The following is a 22,114-nucleotide window of genomic DNA, read 5'->3' on the forward strand; positions in this document are numbered from 1 at the left end:
CAGCCCAGAATGGTTCGCTATGTCACATTACAACCGGCCCCTCAATCGACAGGATTATAAAACCCTCACGCTTGCCGCACTCGGCGGCGCGCTGGAGTTTTATGACTTCATCATTTTCGTCTTCTTCGCCGCTGTCGTCGGGGAGCTGTTCTTCCCGGCTGATATTCCCGAATGGCTGCGTCAGGTTCAGACCTTTGGCATTTTTGCCGCCGGTTATCTGGCGCGCCCGCTGGGCGGCATCGTGATGGCCCACTTCGGCGATCTGGTCGGGCGCAAGAAGATGTTCACCCTCAGCATCCTGCTGATGGCGGTACCTACCCTGGCGATTGGCCTGCTGCCTACCTATGCCTCCATGGGCATTCTCGCGCCGGTCCTGCTGCTGCTGATGCGTATTCTGCAGGGGGCGGCGATCGGCGGTGAAGTACCAGGGGCATGGGTATTTGTGGCGGAACATGTTCCGGCCCGGCGGATCGGCATTGCCTGCGGCACACTGACCGCAGGACTGACCGTCGGCATTCTGCTGGGCTCGGTGGTGGCGACGCTGGTGAATACCAGCATGACCCAACAGGCGGTACACGACTGGGGCTGGCGTATTCCATTCCTGCTGGGCGGCGCGTTTGGTCTGGTCGCCATGTATCTGCGCCGCTGGCTGCAGGAGACACCGGTATTCCTTGAGATGCAGCAGCGTAAGACGCTGGCGCAGGAGCTGCCGGTGAAAGCGGTGGTGGTGCGGCACAGAAAGGCGGTGGTGGTGTCAATGCTGCTCACCTGGCTGCTCTCGGCGGGTATCGTGGTGGTGATTTTGATGTCGCCGGTCTGGCTGCAAAAACAGTATGGCTTTGCGCCGGCGGTGACGCTGCAGGCTAACAGCATCGCCACCATCATGCTGTGCTTTGGTTGCCTGATTGCCGGGCTGGCGGTGGATCGTATCGGCTCCAGCCTGACCTTTATTATTGGCAGCCTGCTGCTGGCCGGGTCGAGCTGGGCGTTTTACCATCTTGCGGGTAGCCATCCTGAACAGCTGTTCCTGCTGTATGGCACCGTGGGGCTTTGCGTAGGTGTGGTTGGGGCGGTGCCGTATGTGATGGTCCGCGCCTTCCCGCCTGAGGTGCGCTTCACCGGTATTTCGTTCTCCTATAACGTCTCGTACGCCATCTTCGGCGGCCTGACGCCGGTTGCCGTAACCCTGCTGATGGGGATATCGCCGATGGCGCCCGCCTGGTATGTGCTGGCGCTCTCGTTGATGGGACTGGCGCTGGGGATCTGGCTGCGCCAGAAACCGGTAGAAGTACCGGTCCTCGCGGGATAGCAAAATGCCGGGCTGGGCCCGGCATTTTTATGAGTGCGAAGGGGTGTAGCTCAGGATGATGTTCTCATCCGGGATATGGGTGAAGTCAGCGATAATCGCGTGGTAATCCGCCTGTGGATCCATGTCGTTAAAGAGTGCTGGATAGAAAATTTTACTCAACGCCTCGATGGCGACGATGTTGTATGGGTTGTTATAGAAGTGGTGATACAGCGCCCCGGTATGACCCTGCGCCACCGCCGGAATAGCGGCAACCCCCTGACGCGCCACAAGCGCATTGAACGCTGCGGTGACCTTCTCTGCCGGGACGTTATAGCCAAACGGGATAATGGCCGAGCCTTTGCCCGGACGCTTAGAGCCGGTCATCAGGTAGTAGTCCGGGTTGAGGGAGATGATTTTTTCCACCGAAACATTCCCGCTCGCCCCAGGCAGCAGCTGTGAGCCTATGTTGGTGCCACCCGCCGCTTCAACCAGTCCCCCCCAGCCGTTACGCGCATGGGTAAAACAGCAGCCATTATCCAGCCCGCCAACACCGGCGATCGGTTCGATAAAGACCAGCGGTTTTTTGCTGACGGTCGCCAGACGCTGGTGGATTTTATCCAGACGCTGTTGATAGAAATCGATGTAGGCTTGCGCGCGTTCGGTCTGACCCAGCACCTGGCCCAACAGGGCGATACTCGGCAGGGTATTCTTTACCGGATGCAGCTCGTAATCCACGAAGAGGACCGGAATGTGCAGGGCCTCGAGCTTCGTCAGTACGCCAGATTGCACCAGCGACGGTTTAGCGCGAAGCTGGGCGATCATCAGGTCCGGCTGGCGGGAGAGCACCGTTTCGAGATCGACATTGCCCTGGTCGGAAAACTTCATGTCGAGGATCTTCTCCGCTTCTGGCCATTTCCGCTTCAGCACGTTCCAGGTTTCGGTATCCTGCTTTTTCGGCAGATTGTTCCACGCCACCACCCTGGCGAACGGGTTCTCGCGCACCAACAGCGCCAGCGCGAAGATGTCCCGCCCGTCCTGCAAAATGATGCGCTGCGGTTCGTGTTCCACCGTCACCGTGCGGTTATCCATATCCTTGACCGTCACGGGCCAGCTTTGCGCCTGGGCGATAAGCGGGGTAATGAAGAGGACCAGCCCCCCGGCGGCTGCGATGAGTTTTTTTAGCATCCTGTTTTCCATCTCTTTTAGGGTGTTAATCCGTCGACCACCACATGGGGCAGCCTGCGGGAACAGTATTCGACTCGTCCCTCCACGCCATATACCGTCGCCAGATTAGCAGGGGTAACAACCTCTCCCGGCAGGCCGCTGGCAATCAGTTCACCGCCTTTCAGCATCAGGGCATAGTTAGCGTGGCGCAGGGCAATGTTGATGTCGTGAATCACCACGACAGTGACGATGTTGCGCAGCCGCGTTTCGCGGGCGACGATATCCATCACATGGAACTGATAGTTGAGGTCGAGGGCACTCAGGGGCTCGTCCAGCAACAGCAAATCGGGCTGGCGGATCAGGGACTGAGCGAGGCCAATCAACTGCTTTTGCCCGCCGGAGAGCCGGTTGAGAAAACGCATCGCCAGATGAGCAACACCCAGTTTTTCAAGGATGGCGTACGCCTCCTGTTCAACATTTTGCGTATCGACGCTGCCGCTGGCCCGACGGGCGACAATCACCGATTCCAGCGCATGCAGGTGCACACCCTGAGGCAGGGATTGCGGGAGATAAACCACCTTCTGCGCCCGCGTTGCCGAGGGCAGCATCATCAGATCCTCGCCATTCAGCCGTAACTCGCCCTGCGCAGGATTCAGGTCCGCCAGGGCGCGCAGCAGGGTCGATTTACCGGAGCCGTTCGGCCCCAGCAGGGCGGTGATCTCGCCGCGGGGGAGCAGGGGCGTGGTGAGCCCGCTGATGATCTTTGTCTTGCGATAGCCGGTGTGCAGTTCCCGGACGCGAAGGCCGTCGGTCATACGTTCCCCCGGTTGCGAATAATGATGCTCAGGAAGAACGGCACGCCCACCAGCGAGGTGACAATCCCTACAGGAATAATGACGCCGGGAACGATGTTCTTGGAAAAAACGGAGGCCAGCGAAAGCACCAGGGCGCCAACCAGCATGCTGCCAGGGAGATAAAAACGGTGATCCTCGCCAAACATCATGCGGGAGATATGCGGCGCCACCAGGCCTATAAAACCCACTGGCCCGACAAAGGCGACCGTCAGCGACGAGATAATACTGATGCGTAAGAGCGTCGCCAGACGCAGCTTTTTTACGTTAATGCCGAAGCTGACGGCACGATCTTCGCCCAGACGCAGCGCCGTGAGTTTCCATGCATTTTTCAGCGACAGCGGCACGATAATCAGCAGGGCTACGGCCAGGATCGCCAGCTTATCCCATGAGGCTCTTGCCAGGCTGCCCATCGTCCAGAATACCAGTCCCTGCAGCGTATCTTCGCTGGCGACAAACTGCAGGATGGAGATTAGCGCGTTAAAGGTAAAGACCAGCGCGATACCGAACAACACCACGCCGGAGGTGGCCACGCGGGTCCAGCGGCTGATGCCATCCAGAATAAAGCAGGCCAGCAGGGCAAAGATAAAGGCGTTTGCCGGAATAAACCACTTATCGTCAATGCCGGGAACGCCCAGCCCGAGCACTATCGCCAGCGCGGCACCGAAGGAGGCGGCAGACGACACGCCCAGCGTAAATGGACTGGCGAGCGGGTTATTCAGGATGGTTTGCATCTCTGCCCCGGCAAGCCCCAGGGCCATGCCAACGGCGACAGCCATCAGCGCGAACGGCAGCCGCAGTTCCCAGACGATAACGCGCGTGCCGGCATCGACAGAAGCGGCATCCATTAAGGTGTGCCAGAGCGTGGAAACGGAGATGCCCGACGGGCCGAGGATAAAATCGAGGATCAGGGAGCAGATAATGAAGAAGAGCAGTACGCCTGCCAGAGTAAAACGCCTGACCAGGACTTTACGGTAATGCGACGCGATAATGGCTTCGCCAGTTTGCTCGCGAGCGGCAAGGCTGGAGTTCATCAGATAACCCTATGCAACACAAAAGAATCATTTATCCCCTGCGCGTTCCATTTTGGCGGCCGTCTGATATCCATTATCCGGGATGCCCGGGCAACACTATTCGCAATGATAATGCTTATCAATTGAATATGAGGATTATTGCCGTTCTGTTTACGTATCGTTTCTGATGCGGGCAAAAAACAAGCAGATTAGAAGGGGAAGGTATAACCGGAGAGGGGAGTCGTGCCCGCGGAGCGGGCACGAAAGGGATCAGTGTTTTTCACCAATCGGCAGAACGGTGCGACCGAACTGCTCGTTCAGGACTTCACCCATTGCCAGGTAGATGGCGCTGGCACCGCAGACCAGGCCAACCCAGCCCGCCACGTGGATAATGGCTTCGCCGTTATCCACCAGGTGACCCACTGCCAGCAGGGCGAACAGCACGGTCAGGCTCAGGAAGACGAACTGCAGCGCGCGGTTACCCACCAGCGTGCCGAAGAACATGAACAGCGTGAAGACGCCCCACAGGCCCAGATAGACACCCAGGAACGGCGTATTAGCCGCATCGGTCAGGCCCATTTTCGGCATCAGCAGAATGGCGACCAGGGTCAGCCAGAATGAACCGTAAGAGGTAAATGCGGTTAAACCGAAGGTATTGCCTTTCTTATATTCCAGCAGGCCCGCGAAGATCTGTGCGATACCGCCATAAAAAATGCCCATCGCCAGGATAATGCCATCCATCGGGAACATCCCGATATTATGCAGGTTCAGCAGAATGGTGGTCATGCCAAAACCCATCAGGCCCAGCGGAGCCGGATTAGCCAACTTAGTGTTGCCCATAAGTCCTCAAAAAAATCATCATTAATATGGTGAAATAGTGGTTCCCACGCCAATACTCCCTGGCGGGGCGCGGCATCATAATGGGCGCCATCGATGCCGTCTATGATCTAATCAGGGTGAAATTAAAAAATTTTTTATCCGTCCCCCTTGATGGATGCCGTTGCGACCCCATCTTGTAGTCAACCGCAGTGTGTGGACCTGAAAAAATTCAAATCTGGGCAGTTGAAAAAGCACCTTTTGCCCTTATTACAGGTACACAACCACATGTTGACCGAATTTATAGTGGAGACGTTTAGATGGGTAAAATTATTGGTATCGACCTGGGTACTACCAACTCTTGTGTAGCGATTATGGACGGCACAACTGCACGTGTGCTGGAGAATGCCGAGGGCGATCGCACCACGCCTTCTATCATTGCCTATACCCAGGATGGTGAAACTCTGGTTGGTCAGCCGGCTAAACGTCAGGCAGTGACAAACCCGCAAAACACGCTGTTTGCGATTAAGCGCCTGATTGGCCGTCGCTTCCAGGACGAAGAAGTTCAGCGTGATGAAGCCATCATGCCTTACAAAATCATCGGCGCTGAAAACGGCGACGCCTGGATTGATGTTAAAGGCCAGAAAATGGCACCGCCGCAGATCTCTGCTGAAGTGCTGAAAAAAATGAAGAAAACGGCGGAAGATTACCTGGGTGAGCCGGTAACTGAAGCGGTTATCACCGTACCAGCCTACTTCAACGATGCACAGCGTCAGGCGACCAAAGACGCGGGCCGTATCGCGGGCCTGGAAGTCAAACGTATCATCAACGAACCAACCGCAGCGGCACTGGCTTACGGTCTGGATAAAGAAGTTGGCAACCGCACCATCGCGGTATACGACCTTGGTGGTGGTACTTTCGATATCTCTATTATCGAAATCGACGAAGTTGACGGCGAAAAAACCTTCGAAGTACTGGCAACCAACGGTGATACCCACCTGGGTGGTGAAGACTTCGACAGCCGTATGATCAACTACCTCGTTGACGAATTTAAGAAAGATCAGGGCATTGACCTGCGTAACGATCCGCTGGCGATGCAGCGCCTGAAAGAAGCCGCAGAAAAAGCGAAAATCGAGCTCTCTTCTGCGCAGCAGACCGACGTGAACCTGCCGTACATCACTGCAGACGCCACCGGTCCAAAACACATGAACATCAAAGTGACTCGCGCGAAACTGGAAAGCCTGGTAGAAGACCTGGTTAACCGTTCCATCGAGCCGCTGAAAGTTGCGCTGCAGGATGCGGGCCTGTCCGTATCTGAAATCCAGGACGTTATCCTGGTAGGTGGTCAGACTCGTATGCCAATGGTTCAGAAGAAAGTCGCTGAATTCTTTGGTAAAGAGCCGCGTAAAGACGTTAACCCGGACGAAGCCGTTGCTATCGGTGCTGCTGTTCAGGGCGGCGTACTGACCGGTGATGTTAAAGACGTACTGCTGCTGGACGTTACCCCGCTGTCTCTGGGTATCGAAACCATGGGCGGTGTGATGACTCCGCTGATCGCCAAAAACACCACCATCCCGACCAAGCACAGCCAGGTGTTCTCTACCGCTGAAGACAACCAGTCTGCGGTAACCATCCATGTGCTGCAGGGTGAGCGTAAACGTGCCGCAGATAACAAAGATCTGGGCCAGTTTAACCTCGACGGTATCAGCCCGGCGCCGCGCGGTATGCCTCAGATCGAAGTCACCTTCGACATCGATGCTGACGGTATCCTGCACGTTTCCGCGAAGGACAAAAACAGCGGTAAAGAGCAGAAGATCACCATCAAGGCCTCTTCTGGTCTGAACGAAGAAGAGATCCAGAAAATGGTTCGCGAAGCAGAAGCGAATGCCGAGTCTGACCGTAAGTTCGAAGAGCTGGTTCAGACCCGCAACCAGGGTGACCATCTGCTGCACAGCACCCGTAAGCAGGTTGAAGAAGCGGGCGATAAACTGCCTGCTGACGACAAAACGGCTATCGAGTCTGCACTGAGCGCGCTGGAAACTTCCCTGAAAGGTGAAGACAAAGCCGATATCGAAGCGAAAATGCAGGCACTGGCGCAGGTTTCCGAGAAGCTGATGGAGATCGCACAGCAGCAGCACGCACAGCAGCAGGCTGGCGCAGGCGCTGACGCTTCTGCGAACAACGCGAAAGATGACGATGTTGTCGACGCAGAGTTTGAAGAAGTGAAAGACAAAAAATAATCGCCCTTTGAACGGGTAATACACTGGCACGGGCGAAGAGGTTTCCTCTCCGCCCGTGCACGCATGTTAGGGGCAGATAAAACAAGATGGCAAAGCAAGACTATTACGAGATTTTAGGCGTTTCCAAAACAGCGGAAGAGCGTGAAATCAAAAAGGCGTACAAGCGCCTGGCCATGAAATATCACCCGGACCGCAACCAGGGTGACAAAGAGGCCGAAGCCAAATTTAAAGAGATCAAAGAAGCCTACGAAGTCCTGACCGATGCGCAGAAACGTGCGGCTTACGATCAGTACGGTCATGCCGCGTTTGAACAGGGCGGTATGGGCGGCGGCGGATTTGGCGGCGGCGGCGCAGATTTCAGCGATATCTTTGGTGACGTGTTCGGCGATATCTTCGGCGGCGGCCGCGGTCGCCAGCGTGCAGCCCGTGGTGCAGACCTGCGTTACAACATGGAGCTGACGCTGGAAGAGGCGGTCCGTGGCGTGACGAAAGAGATCCGCATCCCGACGCTGGAAGAGTGTGATGTTTGCCACGGCAGCGGCGCGAAGGTGGGCACCAAGCCGCAGACCTGTCCAACCTGTCATGGCTCCGGTCAGGTGCAGATGCGTCAGGGCTTCTTCGCGGTGCAGCAGAGCTGTCCGCACTGTCAGGGTCGCGGTACGCTGATCAAGGATCCGTGCAACAAATGTCACGGTCACGGTCGCGTCGAGAAGACCAAAACCCTCTCCGTTAAAATCCCGGCGGGCGTGGATACCGGCGATCGTATTCGTCTCTCTGGCGAAGGCGAAGCAGGCGAGCATGGCGCACCGGCAGGCGATCTGTACGTTCAGGTACAGGTGAAGCAGCACGCGATTTTTGAACGTGAAGGTAACAACCTGTACTGCGAAGTGCCGATCAACTTTGCGATGGCGGCGATGGGCGGTGAGATTGAAGTGCCAACGCTGGACGGTCGTGTAAACCTGAAAGTGCCTGGCGAAACCCAGACCGGCAAGCTGTTCCGTATGCGCGGCAAAGGGGTGAAATCCGTCCGTGGCGGCGCGCAGGGCGACCTGCTTTGCCGCGTGGTGGTAGAAACCCCGGTTGGCCTGAACGAAAAACAGAAGCAACTGCTGAGAGAATTGCAGGATAGCTTTGGTGGCCCAACAGGTGAAAACAACAGCCCGCGCTCCAAAAGCTTCTTTGATGGCGTGAAAAAATTCTTTGACGATTTGACTCGCTAATGCTGAGCTAACGTTGTCCCCGAAGCCCGGAAGCGATTCCGGGCTTTTTTATCCCTGAAGTAATCAGATCGAAAAAACTGAGTCTATAGTTAACATTAACCTGCTTTTGCCGATGAATATCCGTGCGTATGATGGTTTTAACGAAGGATTGTCGTAAAAAGAGAGAGTAATAGTGAAACTTTTGAATCGTTTTTTCCGCAATGAGGCCTCTGGAGGCATCATACTCATGCTGGCTGCAGCCATCGCTATGCTGCTGGCAAACCTGGGCCCAACCCGCGGCCTGTATCACGCTTTTCTGGAAACACCCGTTGAGTTACGTGTCGGCGTGCTGGAAATCAACAAGAACATGCTGCTGTGGATCAACGATGCACTGATGGCGGTCTTTTTCCTGCTGGTGGGGCTGGAGGTCAAGCGTGAGCTGGTCCAGGGCTCCCTGGCAAGCCGTCAGCGCGCGGCGTTTCCGGTGATTGCCGCCATCGGCGGGATGGTGGTTCCGGCCCTCATCTTTCTGGCTTTTAACTATCAGGATCCCATTGCCCGGGATGGCTGGGCGATCCCGGCAGCAACGGACATCGCCTTTGCGTTGGGCGTTCTCGCGCTGTTAGGTAATCGCGTGCCGATGGAGTTAAAAATCTTCCTGATGGCCCTGGCGATCATCGATGACCTGGGCGCAATCGTCATTATTGCCCTGTTCTATACCAGCGAGCTGTCGGTGCTGTCGCTGGCGGTTGCGGCGGCGGCCATCGCGGTACTGGCGCTGCTCAATATCTGCAATGTCCGTCGTATTGGTATCTATCTCCTGGTGGGTATGGTGCTGTGGACGGCTGTACTGAAATCGGGCGTGCATGCCACTCTGGCCGGCGTGATTATCGGTTTCTTCGTGCCGCTGAAGGCGCAAGAGGGTGAATCGCCGGCGAAGCAGCTCGAGCACGTGCTGCATCCGTGGGTCGCCTTTATGATCCTGCCGCTCTTCGCCTTCGCAAACGCGGGTGTTTCCCTTGAGGGCGTCACGCTGGATGGATTGATGTCGATGCTGCCGCTGGGGATCATCGCCGGGCTGTTTATCGGTAAGCCGCTGGGGATTGGCCTCTTCTGCTGGATGGCGCTGAAACTGAAGCTTGCCACCCTGCCGCACGGAACCACCTGCCGGCAGATCATGGCCGTCGGCGTGCTGTGCGGGATCGGCTTTACTATGTCGATCTTTATCTCAACACTGGCGTTTGGCGCGAATGCCCCTGAGCTTATCATCTGGGCTAAGCTGGCTATCTTAACCGGATCGCTGTTGGCTGCGTTTGTAGGTTATATGTTGCTGAAGACGAAATTGCCCTCGCAGGCGCATCCGGCGTAACGGGACTCCGGGAGGGACAGGCAGCCCTCCCGTTAACACAATCAGGGAGCGAGGATCATATGTCTCATCTTAACTACAACCATCTTTACTACTTCTGGCATGTCTACAAAGAGGGGTCGGTTGTCGGCGCTGCAGAGGCGCTCTACCTGACGCCGCAGACGATTACCGGGCAGATAAAAGCGCTGGAGGAGCGCCTGCAGGGCAAGCTCTTCAAGCGTAAGGGGCGCGGTATTGAGCCAAGCGAACTGGGTGAACTGGTGTTTCGCTACGCCGACAAAATGTTCACCCTGAGCCAGGAGATGCTCGATATTGTGAATTACCGTAAGGAGTCGAACCTGCTTTTTGATGTGGGCATTGCAGATGCGCTGTCAAAGCGGCTGGTCAGCGGGGTGCTGGATGCGGCAGTCGTGAAGGATGAGCAGATCCACCTGCGCTGTTTTGAATCGACGCACGAGATGCTGCTGGAGCAGCTGAGCCAGCATAAGCTGGATATGATTATCTCTGACTGCCCCATCGACTCCACGCAGCAGGAAGGCCTTTTTTCGGTGAAGATTGGCGAATGCGGCGTCAGCTTCTGGTGCAGCAATCCGCCGCCAGAAAAACCGTTCCCCGCCTGTCTGGAAGAGCGCCGTTTACTGGTTCCCGGGCGTCGTTCGATGCTGGGACGCAAGCTGCTGAACTGGTTTAACTCCCAGGGGCTGAACGTTGAAATTCTGGGTGAGTTTGACGATGCCGCATTGATGAAAGCGTTCGGGGAAGCGCATAACGCCATTTTTGTCGCCCCGACGCTCTATGCGCAGGATCTCTATGCGGATGAGAAGATTACCGAGATAGGCCGGGTGGACAACGTGATGGAAGAGTATCACGCCATTTTTGCCGAAAGGATGATCCAGCATCCGGCGGTGCAGCGTATCTGTAATCAGGATTACGCTGCGCTGTTTACGCCACCGGTACTCTGAAGGCATAAAAAAACCCGCATTAAGCGGGTTCTTTTAAAACAAGCAACAACAAATAGCGATTAAGCCAGTTTGTTGATCTGCGCGGTCAGGTTAGCCTTATGACGCGCTGCTTTGTTTTTGTGGATCAGACCTTTAGCAGCCTGACGATCCACGATTGGTTGCATTTCGTTAAATGCGTTCTGCGCAGCAGCTTTGTCGCCAGCTTCGATAGCTGCGTATACTTTCTTGATGAAAGTACGCATCATAGAGCGACGGCTTGCATTGTGCTTACGAGCCTTTTCAGACTGGATAGCACGTTTCTTAGCTGATTTGATATTAGCCAAGGTCCAACTCCCAAATATGATCTATGTGGACAATTCAAAGGCCGAGGAATATGCCCTCTATACCTTCTTTTGTCAATGGATTTGTGCAAATAAGCGCCGTTAATGTGGCGACGCTACGTTACGTAGTGATGGCGCAGGATTCTACCAGCTTGTCGTGTCTGAATACAGCTTTTCGGCACAAAAAACGTTATCTGCCGACAGTTTTTTTCGCTCTGAAAGGTCAGCATGATGAAATCATTACAGCTTTCTGTTTTGCGGCAACAATCGCCGGTTAACCTTAACCGCTGTACAAGGTATACTCTGGCGATTTTCACTGTTTTGAGCCAGTCATGAAGCTGATACGCGGCATACATAATCTCAGTCAGGCCCCGCACGGGTGTGTGCTGACTATTGGTAATTTCGACGGCGTGCATCGTGGGCATCAGGTGCTGTTGCAGGGATTGCGTGAAGAGGGACGGGCACGGGGTCTGCCGGTCGTCGTAATGATTTTTGAACCGCAGCCGCTGGAGCTCTTCGCCAGCGAGAAGGCGCCTGCGCGACTGACCCGTCTGCGTGAAAAATTACGCTATCTGGCGCAGTGTGGCGTGGACTATGTCCTGTGCGTCCGGTTCGACCGACGCTTTGCCGCCCTGACGGCACAAAATTTTGTTGGCGACCTGCTGGTCGATCGCCTCGGGGTACAGTTTTTGGCGGTGGGTGATGATTTCCGCTTTGGCGCTGGTCGTCAGGGGGATTTCTTGCTATTACAGAAGGCTGGTCTGGAGTATGGCTTTGACGTCACCAGCACCCAGACCTTTTGCGAAGGCGGCGTGCGCATCAGCAGCACGGCGGTTCGCCAGGCTCTAGCCGATGACGATCTGGATACCGCCGCAAAACTGCTCGGACGCCCGTTCTCCATTTCCGGACGCGTCGTGCACGGCGATGAACTGGGTCGCACCATTGGTTTCCCTACGGCGAATGTACCGCTGCGCCGTCAGGTTTCCCCGGTTAAAGGGGTTTATGCGGTAGAAGTGACGGGGCTGGGTGATAAGCCTTTACCGGGTGTTGCCAATATTGGTACCCGTCCGACAGTTGCTGGCGTGCGCCAGCAGCTCGAAGTGCATTTGCTGGACGTTGTAATGGACCTCTACGGTCGCCATATAGATGTAATCCTGCGTAAAAAAATACGCAATGAGCAGCGATTCGCCTCGCTTGATGAGCTGAAAGCGCAAATCGCGAGAGATGAATTAACAGCCCGCGAAATATTTGGGCTATCGAACCCGGCTTAATGCCTGAGATATAAATACGGAACCGAGAATCTGATGAGTGACTATAAATCAACCCTGAATTTGCCGGAAACAGGGTTCCCGATGCGCGGCGATCTCGCCAAGCGCGAACCGGGAATGCTGGCGCGTTGGACCGATGATGACCTGTACGCCATCATCCGTGCAGCCAAAAAAGGTAAAAAAACTTTCATTCTGCATGATGGCCCTCCCTATGCGAATGGCAGCATTCATATTGGTCACTCTGTAAACAAGATTCTGAAAGATATTATCGTTAAGTCCAAAGGCTTAATGGGCTATGACTCGCCTTACGTTCCAGGCTGGGACTGCCACGGTCTGCCGATCGAGCTGAAAGTGGAGCAGGAGTTTGGCAAGCCGGGTGAAAAATTCACCGCTGCTGAATTCCGTGCTAAATGCCGCGAATATGCCGCCACGCAGGTGGATGGTCAGCGTAAAGACTTTATCCGTCTGGGCGTACTGGGCGACTGGTCGCATCCGTACCTGACCATGGACTTCAAAACCGAAGCCAACATCATCCGTGCGCTGGGTAAAATCATCGGCAACGGCCACCTGCATAAAGGTGCTAAGCCGGTGCACTGGTGTGTGGACTGCCGCTCTGCGCTGGCAGAGGCAGAGGTTGAGTATTACGACAAAACCTCTCCGTCCATCGACGTAGCCTTTGAAGGCGTCGATCAGGATGCGCTGCAGGGCAAATTTGGTCTGCCGGGCGTCAACGGCCCAATCTCGCTGGTCATCTGGACCACCACGCCGTGGACCCTACCTGCCAACCGCGCGATCTCCCTCTCTGCGGAGTTCGAATATGCGCTGGTGCAGGTTGAAGGCCGCGCGCTGATTCTGGCGAAAGATCTGGTTGAGAGCGTGCTGAAGCGCGCGAATATCACCGACTATAAGGTACTCGGCACCGTGAAGGGCGCTGAGCTGGAGCTGATGCGCTTTAAGCATCCGTTCCTCGATTTCGATGTTCCGGCGATCCTGGGCGAGCACGTTACCCTGGAAGCGGGTACCGGTGCGGTACATACCGCCGGTGGCCACGGCCCGGACGACTACAACATCAGCCTGCAGTACGGTCTGGAAATCGCTAACCCGGTTGGCCCGGATGGCGCGTACCTGCCTGGCACATACCCGACGCTGGACGGTGTTAACGTCTTTAAAGCCAACGATATCATCGTCAACATGCTGCGCGACAACGGCTCGCTGCTGCACGTTGAAAAAATGCAGCACAGCTATCCATGCTGCTGGCGCCACAAAACGCCAATCATCTTCCGTGCGACCCCGCAGTGGTTCGTGAGCATGGACCAGAAAGGGCTGCGCGCGCAGTCATTGAAAGAGATCAAAGGCGTGCAGTGGATCCCGGACTGGGGCCAGGCGCGTATCGAGTCCATGGTGGCGAACCGTCCTGACTGGTGTATCTCCCGTCAGCGTACCTGGGGCGTACCGATGTCTCTGTTCGTGCATAAAGAGACGCAGGAGCTGCACCCGCGCACGCTGGAGCTGATGGAAGAAGTGGCTAAGCGCGTTGAAGTGGACGGCATTCAGGCGTGGTGGGATCTCGATTCCCGTGACATCCTGGGCGCAGATGCGGATAGCTACGAGAAGGTGCCGGATACGCTGGACGTCTGGTTCGACTCCGGATCTACCCACGCCTCCGTGGTTGACGTGCGTCCTGAGTTTGCCGGTCACGCTGCCGACATGTATCTGGAAGGTTCTGACCAACACCGCGGCTGGTTCATGTCATCCCTGATGATCTCCACCGCCATGAAGGGCAAAGCGCCTTACCGTCAGGTACTGACCCACGGTTTCACCGTCGATGGTCAGGGCCGCAAGATGTCTAAATCTATCGGTAACACCGTTTCTCCGCAGGACGTGATGAACAAGCTGGGCGCGGATATTCTGCGTCTCTGGGTGGCATCTACCGACTACACCGGCGAAATGGCGGTTTCTGACGAGATCCTGAAGCGTGCTGCCGACAGCTATCGTCGTATCCGTAACACCGCGCGTTTCCTGCTGGCGAACCTGAATGGTTTCGATCCGGCAAAAGATATGGTGAAACCGGAAGAGATGGTGGTGCTGGATCGCTGGGCGGTAGGCTGTGCCCAGGCGGCGCAGGAAGATATCGTCAAGGCGTACGACTCCTACGACTTCCACGAAGTAGTGCAGCGCCTGATGCGCTTCTGCTCCATCGAGATGGGCTCGTTCTATCTCGACATCATCAAAGACCGTCAGTACACCGCCAAAGCGGACAGCGTGGCGCGTCGTAGCTGCCAGACTGCGCTGTACCACATCGCGGAAGCGCTGGTGCGCTGGATGGCGCCGATCATGTCCTTCACCGCAGATGAGATCTGGGGCTACCTGCCAGGCGACCGTGAGAAGTATGTCTTCACCGGCGAGTGGTATGAAGGTCTGTTTGGTCTGGGCGAAACCGAAGCCATGAACGATGCCTTCTGGGACGAGCTGCTGAAAGTGCGCGGCGAAGTGAACAAAGTCATCGAGCAGGCGCGTACCGACAAGAAAGTGGGCGGCTCTCTGGAAGCGGCAGTAACCCTGTTCGCTGAACCAGAGCTGGCGGCGAAGCTGACTGCGCTGGGTGATGAATTACGATTTGTCCTGTTGACCTCCGGTGCAAAAGTTGCGGATTATGCCGATGCGAGCGCTGATGCCCAGCAGAGCGAACTGCTCAAAGGGCTGAAAGTGGCGCTGGCAAAAGCCGACGGCGAGAAGTGCCCGCGCTGCTGGCACTACACGACCGATGTCGGTCAGGTGGCGGAACACGCAGAGATCTGCGGACGCTGTGTCAGCAACGTCGCCGGTGATGGCGAAAAACGTAAGTTTGCCTGATGAGTAAATCACTCTCTTCAACAGGGCTGCGCTGGCTGTGGCTGGTGGTGGTCGTGCTGATTATTGATTTGGGCAGCAAGTTCCTGATCCTCCAGAACTTTGCTCTGGGGGATACGGTTCCGCTGTTCCCGTCGCTTAATCTGCACTATGCGCGTAACTATGGCGCAGCGTTTAGCTTCCTTGCGGACAGCGGCGGCTGGCAGCGCTGGTTCTTTGCCGGTATCGCCCTCGGTATCTGCGTGGTACTGGCTGTGCTGATGTACCGTTCGAAAGCCACGCAAAAGCTGAACAACATCGCCTACGCGCTGATCATTGGCGGCGCGCTGGGTAACCTGTTCGACCGTCTGTGGCACGGCTTTGTGGTCGATATGATCGACTTCTACGTCGGCAACTGGCACTTCGCCACCTTCAATCTGGCCGATACGGCGATTTGTATCGGTGCGGCGCTGATTGTGCTGGAAGGCTTCTTGCCGAAGCCCGCAGCGAAAGAGCAGGCGTAACAAACCCGCCGGGCGGCGCTGCGCTTGCACCGGCCTACGATGAGTAGGCCCGGTAAGCGCAGCGCCACCGGGCAAAATGAGTGAGCACTCTGCATGTCTAAATCCGTACAGTCCAACAGCGCGATGCTGGTTCATTTCACGCTGAAACTCGATGATGGCTCCACGGCGGAGTCCACCCGCAATAACGGCAAACCGGCGCTGTTCCGTCTGGGTGATACCTCTCTGTCTGAAGGTCTTGAGCAACAGCTGCTGGGGCTGAAAGAGGGGGATAAAAAAAGCTTTTCACTGGAGCCGGATGCAGCGTTTGGCGTGCCGTCCCCGGACCTGATCCAGTACTTCTCGCGTCGTGAATTTATGGATGCAGGAGAGCCTGAGATCGGGGCGATTATGCTCTTTACCGCTATGGATGGCAGCGAAATGCCAGGTGTGATCCGTGAAATCAACGGCGACTCGATTACCGTTGACTTCAACCATCCGCTTGCCGGGCGTACCGTTCATTTTGATGTAGAAGTGCTGGAAATCGATCCGGCACTGGAGGCCTGAAATGCAGATCCTGTTGGCTAACCCGCGCGGCTTCTGCGCCGGTGTAGACCGCGCTATCAGCATTGTTGAAAACGCGCTGGAGATCTACGGCGCGCCGATTTACGTGCGCCATGAAGTGGTACACAACCGCTACGTGGTCGACAGTCTGCGCGAGCGTGGGGCGATCTTTATCGAGCAAATCAGCGAAGTGCCGGACGGCGCTATTCTGATCTTCTCTGCTCATGGCGTTTCCCAGGCCGTGCGTAACGAAGCCAAAAGCCGCGATCTGACCGTATTCGACGCTACCTGTCCGCTGGTGACGAAAGTGCATATGGAAGTGGCCCGCGCCAGCCGTCGTGGTGAAGAGTCGATCCTGATTGGCCACGCCGGTCATCCGGAAGTCGAAGGTACCATGGGCCAGTACAGCAACCCGGAAGGAGGGATGTATCTGGTTGAGTCCCCAGAAGATGTCCTGACGCTGAACGTGAAAAACGAAGCCCGTCTGTCGTTTATGACGCAGACCACGCTTTCGGTTGATGATACGTCGGATGTGATTGACGCCCTGCGCCAGCGCTTCCCGAAAATCGTCGGGCCGCGTAAAGATGATATCTGCTATGCAACCACTAACCGTCAGGAAGCGGTGCGTGCCCTGGCTGAACAGGCGGATGTGGTGCTGGTAGTCGGCTCGAAAAACTCTTCTAACTCCAACCGTCTGGCCGAACTGGCGCAGCGAATGGGCAAGGCGGCGTTCCTGATCGACGACGCGACGGACATCCAGGAAGCGTGGGTTAAAAACGCGGCCTGTGTCGGTGTCACCGCCGGGGCTTCCGCGCCGGATATTCTGGTGCAGAATGTGATTGCTCGCCTTCAGGAGTTGGGTGGGGGTGAAGCCGTTCCGCTGGAAGGGCGCGAAGAGAACATCGTCTTCGAAGTCCCGAAAGAGCTGCGAATCGACGCCCGCGAAGTAGAATAAGGTTTAAAAATGCCAGTCATCAGGTGACTGGCATTTTTTCATTCAGATAGTTGATCATGGCTCGCATTCTGGCTGGCATATGCTTGTTACGCGTCCAGAGCAGCCATAAATCGCCCGAATAGCTGCTGATAAACGTCCACTCCGGCAGAACCTGTACTATTTCCCCTTTTTCAAGCGCCTCACGCGCCGTAAACAGCGGTAAACTCCCGATACCTACATGGTGTTTGACCGCATCCAGCCGCACGCCCGTGTGGTTAGCCGCGTAGCGGCCGTGTGTCTGTACCATCTCCGTTTTTCCCTGCGAGGTAAATTTCCAGCGTGAATCGGCCGGGGTTTCACCGAGCGAAATACAACTATGCCCCCGGAGGTCGTGCGGATGCTGAGGCGTGCCTGCGCGACGAAGGTATTCTGGCGTCGCGCAAATAATATGGGTTACCGGCATCAGCGGTTTTCCGTACAGGCCTGGCGAAGGGGTATCGGTGATCCGTAATGCCAGATCGACACCGTCATCGATCAGATCCATGTAGCGATCTTCCAGGCGCAGGCAGACATCTATTTGCGGATAGCGCGCCAGGAATGCTGGCATCAGCGGATGGATCACGAACCGTCCCACGGCTTTCGGTACGCTTATCGTGAGCTTTCCCTGCGCAATGGTTTGCAGACTACTGCCGGAATCCATTGCCTGTTGGGCCGCGTCCAGCATATCCAGGGCATGTTCATAAACTGATTTTCCGGTTTCGGTAAGCGCCAGCTTGCGCGTGGTACGGTTCAGTAACTTACACCCCATCTCCTTCTCCAGGCGTGAAACACAGCGGCTGATCGCTGAGGGGGTCGCGCCCGTAATACGGGCTACGGTTGAAAAATTGCCATGTTCGACAATGGTAACGAAGGTCGCGAGATCGGGAAGCAGTGCAGGTTTCATTTGTGCATACCAGGCAAGAGTGCATTGTTTGAAAGCCAGATTATCGATGCTTAAGTGATGAATATACTGTCAGGGTACAGAGGAGAACAACCATGACAGAACGACTTTATTACATCAGTGAAGCGACGGAAGGCCGCGCGAAAGTCATCCGTTGCACTGAAGAGGCGGATGGCCGTTACGCCGTCGAGCTGGATCAAACCCTTTTCCATCCGCAGGGTGGCGGACAACCAGCAGATCGGGGCTTCATCGCTGGGATCGCGGTGGAGAGCGTGAACCTGCGTGGAGAGCAGGTCATTCACATTCTGGCCCGGCCGCTTATGCCTGGTGAGGTGGACATTCAGGTGGATAAAAGTGCGCGGGTGCGACATTCCCGCTGGCACAGCGCAGGCCATTTGATCGGTTATGCCGGCGAGCGATGTGGTTGGGAACCGGTAAAAGCCCACCACTGGCCCGGTGAAGGACGGATTACCTTTACGGCCCGGGACCTTAATAGCGCAATGCCTGATGCTAGCGCGCTGACAGTTCTTATTAACGGCTGGAAAGCGGACAATCTGCCCCGTCATACAGCAATGGAAGCGGGCAGACGCCAGGTTCGCTTTGGCGATCTTCCTGCTTATGCCTGTGGCGGAACGCATGTTAGCCAGCTGGCGGAAATAGGTGAGATGGAGATCCTGGGGATGAAAATAAAAAAAGGGCAGTTGGTCGTCACTTATGCCCTTCACGAGCAGGCGTAACTGGAGCGTGATTAACCCGACAGAGCGGAAGGCTTCGCGGGAGGGGGACAGGTTAATCTGGTAAGCTTGTTGTGTTGTTCTCCTCGGGCCGGAGATAAACATGAATCCTGATATTACCCCGCCACCCCAGGTGGCATCGGCCGGCGGTTATGCGCTTCGCGTATTTGCCGCTGAACTTCACCCACAGGGATGGGAGGTCAGCCATGCTTAACGTTGGGCTGGATATGACCATTACACACCGTCCATTGGGTTTTAGCTACGGAGGCGACGTCACTGGCCCGATGCCGGAGATCCGAACGCTGGATCAGATCCGTCCGTCGCTGCGCAATCCGGACTGCGAAGGGCCAGAGCAGGTGTATGCCATCGCGATGGACGTGGCGAGGCTTGCAGACAGAGAGGAGCTGGAAAAGCGGAAACTGCTGTTTGGCGTGGTCACCTATGCCGCGGGTACGCTCGGCGATGAGCCGGTGCGTAGCCAGGGGCATGTTCACCGTATCAGCCAACACAGTGGATGGTCACCGCCCGAACTGTATGAGATCTGGCAGGGGAAAGCGATCGTCTACATGCAAGAGTATGTTGATGACGATCCCGGCCGCTGCTTTGCGGTGCTGGCGGGGCCGGGTGAAAAGGTACTGGTGCCGCCGGGGTGGGGCCATGCCACTATTTCCGCCTCGCCGGAGGAGCCCTTAACCTTTGGCGCCTGGTGCGACAGAGAATATGGCTTTGAGTATGAGGCCATTCGCGCCCGCAGGGGGCTCGCCTGGTATCCGCTGGTGCAGGGGAGGCATATCGTCTGGCAACATAATAAGCATTATATGGCAGGCAGGCTGCAGATGATTACGCCGCGCTGCTACAGCGAGTTTGGCATCACCGATGCGCCTGTCTACCAGCAGTTTATTGACGATCCCGCCCGCTTTCAGTTTATCTCCCGCCCGGATAAAACGGCGGAGCTATGGCGCAACTTCCATCCGTAACGTAAGCCGGGGCATCGCCCCGGCTCGTTTAACCGGCAAACAGACCGGATGCCACGCCAAGCGCGGCCAGCACCAGCAGTAGCAGCATGGCTTTCACCGGCGAGACCCCTTTTTTTGCCATCAGATACCAGGTGCCGAGCACGACCGCCAGCGGCAGCAACTGCGGGAAGATCCCATCGAGCATCTGCTGAACGTGGATATTCACCCCATCTTTAGTGATGAACTCCAGCCCGGTGCCCAGCTTCACGTAGCTTGCCGCCACGCCGCCCATGACGAAAACCCCTAGCAGCGAGAGCGCCTCACGCAGGCGTGCGGATTTGCTGCTTACCAGCATCTCCACCGAGCCGGAACCCATCCGGTAGCCCTTAAGAAACAGGAACCAGGAGCCAGGGAGCACGATCGCCAGCCAGGCGATAGCATAAAAAAGCGGCCCGAGAATATTCCCCCCCGCCGCCAGCGCCATTCCGATACTCAGCAGAATGGGGATCAGCATGCCGGGGATCATTGAGTCGCCGATGCCGGCGATCGGCCCCATCAGGCCCACCTTCAGGGTATTGATGGTGTCGCCGTCAATGGGTTCACCGTTGGCTTTTTTCTCTTCCAGGCCCAGCACCATGCCGTTAACTATCGCGCCAATCTGCGGTTCTGTGTTGTAGAACGAGGCATGACGGCGCAGCATTTCGGTGCGCTGCGTTGCGTCCGGATAGAGCTTTTTTGCCACCGGCAGCATGCTCAGGCAAAAGCCGAAGGATTCCAGGCGTTCAAAGCTCATCGACGACAGGTTATGCATCATCCATGCCCGCCAGCAGCGGCGCAGATCCTTACGGGTGAGTTTACGTTCTTCCATCAGAATTCATCCTCGTCGTCGTGCGTCGGTCTTGCGGCAACGGGTTGCGGTGCCTCCGGCTTGTAGTTGTAATGGATCAGCGCCAGCAGCGCGCCGACAATCACCAGCGCCACCATGTTCAGCTTCAGAAAGACAATGCAGACGAAACCGACCAGGAAGTAGATGAGCATGGTATAGCTTTTGATGATCTGCTTTAACAGAATGGCGATGCCCACGGCAGGCAGGATGCCGCCCAGCACGTTCATCGTGGAGAGCACGATTTGTGGCAGGCTATCCATAAAGCTGCTGATGTACTGGGCACCAAAATAGACCGCGATGAAGGCCGGAACAAAGCGCAGTACAAAGTTCATCGCCTGCGGCCAGATCGCGCTGTTGAGAAAGAGTCCCCGTTCGTCGCCGCGTTCCAGCGCAACATCCGCCCGGTGGTTCCAGTACGAATTCAGGACCATCATGGCGTTAAAGAGGATGGTGCCGGCGATGCCAATGGTGGCCGCCAGGGCAACGGCGACTTCGGGACCTTTACCGGAGAGAATGCCAAGGGCTATCGCAGGCCAGGCGACGAAGTTTAAATCCGCTGGCATCGAGCCGCCCGGGGTGACCATGGCGATATAGACAGCCTGAACCGCCACGCCAATCATGATACCGGTTTTTACGTCGCCAAGGATAAGCCCTACCAGCATGCCCGAAATCAACGGCCTGGAGATGAGATACCAGCCGCCTGTCAGGCCGAACAGCCAGGGACTGCTGAGCGCCCCGAGATAGCAAAACAGGCCGATTAATGATGCTTCGACAATCATTTCTGGCTCCTTATTTTATTTTTTGTTTAGCGTCCTGCCAGCTAAAGAAGCTGGCATCCGGCACCAGGCGAAACTCAATCACATGGCCCCGTTCGGCAAGCCACTCAAAGGCTGCGGCCTCCTCAGCGCTGACGGACTGGTTAGGCCCGATGGTCGTGGTGTTGGCGCGGGCGCTCATTGGCCCGACATTAATTTTCCCGTTGCTGTTTTTCAGGCTAATGCCCGCCTGTTCAATGCGCTGCAGCGTGACCGGCGATTTGCCGATCACGAAATAGCATTTCTCGCTGGCAATGACCTTCGGCAGCTTCTCAATGGCCGTAGCGGTATCAAATAGCCACACTTTGGTATCGGATACCGCCCCTTTCATGACCGACGAGAGCAGTGGGTCGGCCGCGACGGCATCGTCAATGGCGACGATGCCGTCGCAGGGCAGCTCTTTTGCCCAGCGTGTGACCAGCTGGCCGTGGATTACCCTGTCATCAATGCGTACGAAAGAAATCGTCAT

At 56.4% G+C, this 22,114-nt stretch carries 21 protein-coding genes and 1 pseudogene; 13 read left to right on the forward strand and 9 right to left on the reverse strand.

Going from position 1 to position 22,114, the window contains the following annotated elements; translation table 11 throughout:
* Positions 1-19: 19 nt before the first annotated feature.
* Positions 20-1,309, forward strand: coding sequence for an MFS transporter (locus ACOKCT_RS05790; protein ID WP_156653895.1), 1,290 nt, complete (start codon positions 20-22; stop codon positions 1,307-1,309).
* Positions 1,310-1,336: 27 nt separating this feature from the next.
* On the opposite strand, the gene ACOKCT_RS05795 is transcribed toward ACOKCT_RS05790, so the two are convergent.
* The 4 genes from ACOKCT_RS05795 to satP form a co-directional block, all read right to left on the reverse strand.
* Positions 1,337-2,473 carry an ABC transporter substrate-binding protein gene (locus ACOKCT_RS05795; protein ID WP_159340005.1) on the reverse strand — a complete coding sequence of 379 codons (1,137 nt, stop codon included), beginning with the start codon at positions 2,471-2,473 and terminating at the stop codon, positions 1,337-1,339.
* A gap of 17 nt (positions 2,474-2,490) precedes the next feature.
* Positions 2,491-3,267 carry an ABC transporter ATP-binding protein gene (locus ACOKCT_RS05800; RefSeq protein ID WP_420193263.1) on the reverse strand — a complete coding sequence of 259 codons (777 nt, stop codon included), beginning with the start codon at positions 3,265-3,267 and terminating at the stop codon, positions 2,491-2,493.
* Positions 3,264-4,337: a FecCD family ABC transporter permease gene (locus ACOKCT_RS05805; RefSeq protein ID WP_103178206.1), complete on the reverse strand. Its 1,074-nt coding sequence runs from the start codon at positions 4,335-4,337 to the stop codon at positions 3,264-3,266. Before ACOKCT_RS05805 ends, ACOKCT_RS05800 begins: the two co-directional genes overlap by 4 nt.
* 249 nt (positions 4,338-4,586) lie before the next feature.
* Positions 4,587-5,156 carry an acetate uptake transporter gene (gene satP, locus ACOKCT_RS05810; RefSeq protein ID WP_103178207.1) on the reverse strand — a complete coding sequence of 190 codons (570 nt, stop codon included), beginning with the start codon at positions 5,154-5,156 and terminating at the stop codon, positions 4,587-4,589.
* A 296-nt stretch (positions 5,157-5,452) separates the two neighbouring features.
* Between satP and dnaK the strand changes: the two genes are divergently transcribed.
* From dnaK to nhaR, 4 genes are all read left to right on the forward strand, one after another.
* Positions 5,453-7,372 (forward strand): molecular chaperone DnaK, encoded by a 1,920-nt coding sequence (gene dnaK, locus ACOKCT_RS05815; RefSeq protein WP_103178208.1) that lies wholly within the window; start codon positions 5,453-5,455, stop codon positions 7,370-7,372.
* An 86-nt stretch (positions 7,373-7,458) separates the two neighbouring features.
* Positions 7,459-8,592, forward strand: a complete 1,134-nt coding sequence (gene dnaJ, locus ACOKCT_RS05820) for a molecular chaperone DnaJ (RefSeq protein ID WP_103178209.1) — start codon at positions 7,459-7,461, stop codon at positions 8,590-8,592.
* A gap of 172 nt (positions 8,593-8,764) precedes the next feature.
* On the forward strand, positions 8,765-9,940 hold the full coding sequence (gene nhaA / locus ACOKCT_RS05825) for a Na+/H+ antiporter NhaA (protein ID WP_159340004.1): 1,176 nt from the start codon (positions 8,765-8,767) through the stop codon (positions 9,938-9,940).
* Between the two features lie 59 nt (positions 9,941-9,999).
* The gene (nhaR, locus tag ACOKCT_RS05830) at positions 10,000-10,899 is read left to right on the forward strand and encodes a transcriptional activator NhaR (RefSeq protein ID WP_103178211.1); all 900 of its coding nucleotides are present in this window, start codon (positions 10,000-10,002) and stop codon (positions 10,897-10,899) included.
* Positions 10,900-10,958: 59 nt separating this feature from the next.
* Here nhaR and rpsT read toward each other — a convergent pair whose 3' ends face one another.
* The gene (rpsT, locus tag ACOKCT_RS05835) at positions 10,959-11,222 is read right to left on the reverse strand and encodes a 30S ribosomal protein S20 (protein ID WP_008502037.1); all 264 of its coding nucleotides are present in this window, start codon (positions 11,220-11,222) and stop codon (positions 10,959-10,961) included.
* Between the two features lie 154 nt (positions 11,223-11,376).
* Here rpsT and ACOKCT_RS05840 point away from each other — a divergent pair.
* From ACOKCT_RS05840 to ispH, 6 genes and pseudogenes are all read left to right on the forward strand, one after another.
* A pseudogene (locus ACOKCT_RS05840) lies at positions 11,377-11,544 on the forward strand (DUF2575 domain-containing protein).
* Between the two features lie 7 nt (positions 11,545-11,551).
* Entirely contained in the window at positions 11,552-12,490 is a 939-nt protein-coding gene (gene ribF / locus ACOKCT_RS05845; RefSeq protein ID WP_103823205.1) for a bifunctional riboflavin kinase/FAD synthetase, read from the forward strand.
* 33 nt (positions 12,491-12,523) lie between these two features.
* Positions 12,524-15,340: an isoleucine--tRNA ligase gene (gene ileS, locus ACOKCT_RS05850; protein ID WP_420193264.1), complete on the forward strand. Its 2,817-nt coding sequence runs from the start codon at positions 12,524-12,526 to the stop codon at positions 15,338-15,340.
* Positions 15,340-15,840, forward strand: coding sequence for a signal peptidase II (lspA, locus tag ACOKCT_RS05855; RefSeq protein WP_420193265.1), 501 nt, complete (start codon positions 15,340-15,342; stop codon positions 15,838-15,840). Before ileS ends, lspA begins: the two co-directional genes overlap by 1 nt.
* Positions 15,841-15,933: 93 nt before the next feature.
* Complete coding sequence (gene fkpB / locus ACOKCT_RS05860) at positions 15,934-16,383, forward strand: FKBP-type peptidyl-prolyl cis-trans isomerase (RefSeq protein ID WP_103178216.1); 450 nt, start codon at positions 15,934-15,936, stop codon at positions 16,381-16,383.
* A gap of 1 nt (position 16,384) precedes the next feature.
* Complete coding sequence (gene ispH, locus ACOKCT_RS05865; protein ID WP_028015471.1) at positions 16,385-17,335, forward strand: 4-hydroxy-3-methylbut-2-enyl diphosphate reductase; 951 nt, start codon at positions 16,385-16,387, stop codon at positions 17,333-17,335.
* Positions 17,336-17,354: 19 nt separating this feature from the next.
* Here ispH and ACOKCT_RS05870 read toward each other — a convergent pair whose 3' ends face one another.
* The gene (locus ACOKCT_RS05870) at positions 17,355-18,257 is read right to left on the reverse strand and encodes a LysR family transcriptional regulator (RefSeq protein ID WP_156653899.1); all 903 of its coding nucleotides are present in this window, start codon (positions 18,255-18,257) and stop codon (positions 17,355-17,357) included.
* Positions 18,258-18,349: 92 nt separating this feature from the next.
* Here ACOKCT_RS05870 and ACOKCT_RS05875 point away from each other — a divergent pair, with 92 nt between their 5' ends.
* Positions 18,350-18,991 (forward strand): alanyl-tRNA editing protein, encoded by a 642-nt coding sequence (locus ACOKCT_RS05875; RefSeq protein ID WP_159340001.1) that lies wholly within the window; start codon positions 18,350-18,352, stop codon positions 18,989-18,991.
* 203 nt (positions 18,992-19,194) lie between these two features.
* Positions 19,195-19,965: a glucose-6-phosphate isomerase family protein gene (locus tag ACOKCT_RS05880; RefSeq protein ID WP_103178219.1), complete on the forward strand. Its 771-nt coding sequence runs from the start codon at positions 19,195-19,197 to the stop codon at positions 19,963-19,965.
* A 28-nt stretch (positions 19,966-19,993) separates the two neighbouring features.
* Here the strand turns inward: ACOKCT_RS05880 and ACOKCT_RS05885 are convergent, their stop codons facing one another.
* The 3 genes from ACOKCT_RS05885 to ACOKCT_RS05895 are packed head-to-tail and all read right to left on the reverse strand — an operon-like array spanning position 19,994 to position 22,114.
* Positions 19,994-20,812, reverse strand: coding sequence for a PTS system mannose/fructose/sorbose family transporter subunit IID (locus tag ACOKCT_RS05885; protein WP_103178220.1), 819 nt, complete (start codon positions 20,810-20,812; stop codon positions 19,994-19,996).
* On the reverse strand, positions 20,812-21,609 hold the full coding sequence (locus tag ACOKCT_RS05890) for a PTS mannose/fructose/sorbose/N-acetylgalactosamine transporter subunit IIC (protein WP_103178221.1): 798 nt from the start codon (positions 21,607-21,609) through the stop codon (positions 20,812-20,814). Before ACOKCT_RS05890 ends, ACOKCT_RS05885 begins: the two co-directional genes overlap by 1 nt.
* Positions 21,610-21,619: 10 nt before the next feature.
* The gene (locus ACOKCT_RS05895; RefSeq protein WP_420193266.1) at positions 21,620-22,114 is read right to left on the reverse strand and encodes a PTS system mannose/fructose/N-acetylgalactosamine-transporter subunit IIB; all 495 of its coding nucleotides are present in this window, start codon (positions 22,112-22,114) and stop codon (positions 21,620-21,622) included.

Source organism: Leclercia sp. M-A074-M (genome assembly GCF_965195605.1).
GTDB lineage: Bacteria > Pseudomonadota > Gammaproteobacteria > Enterobacterales > Enterobacteriaceae > Enterobacter.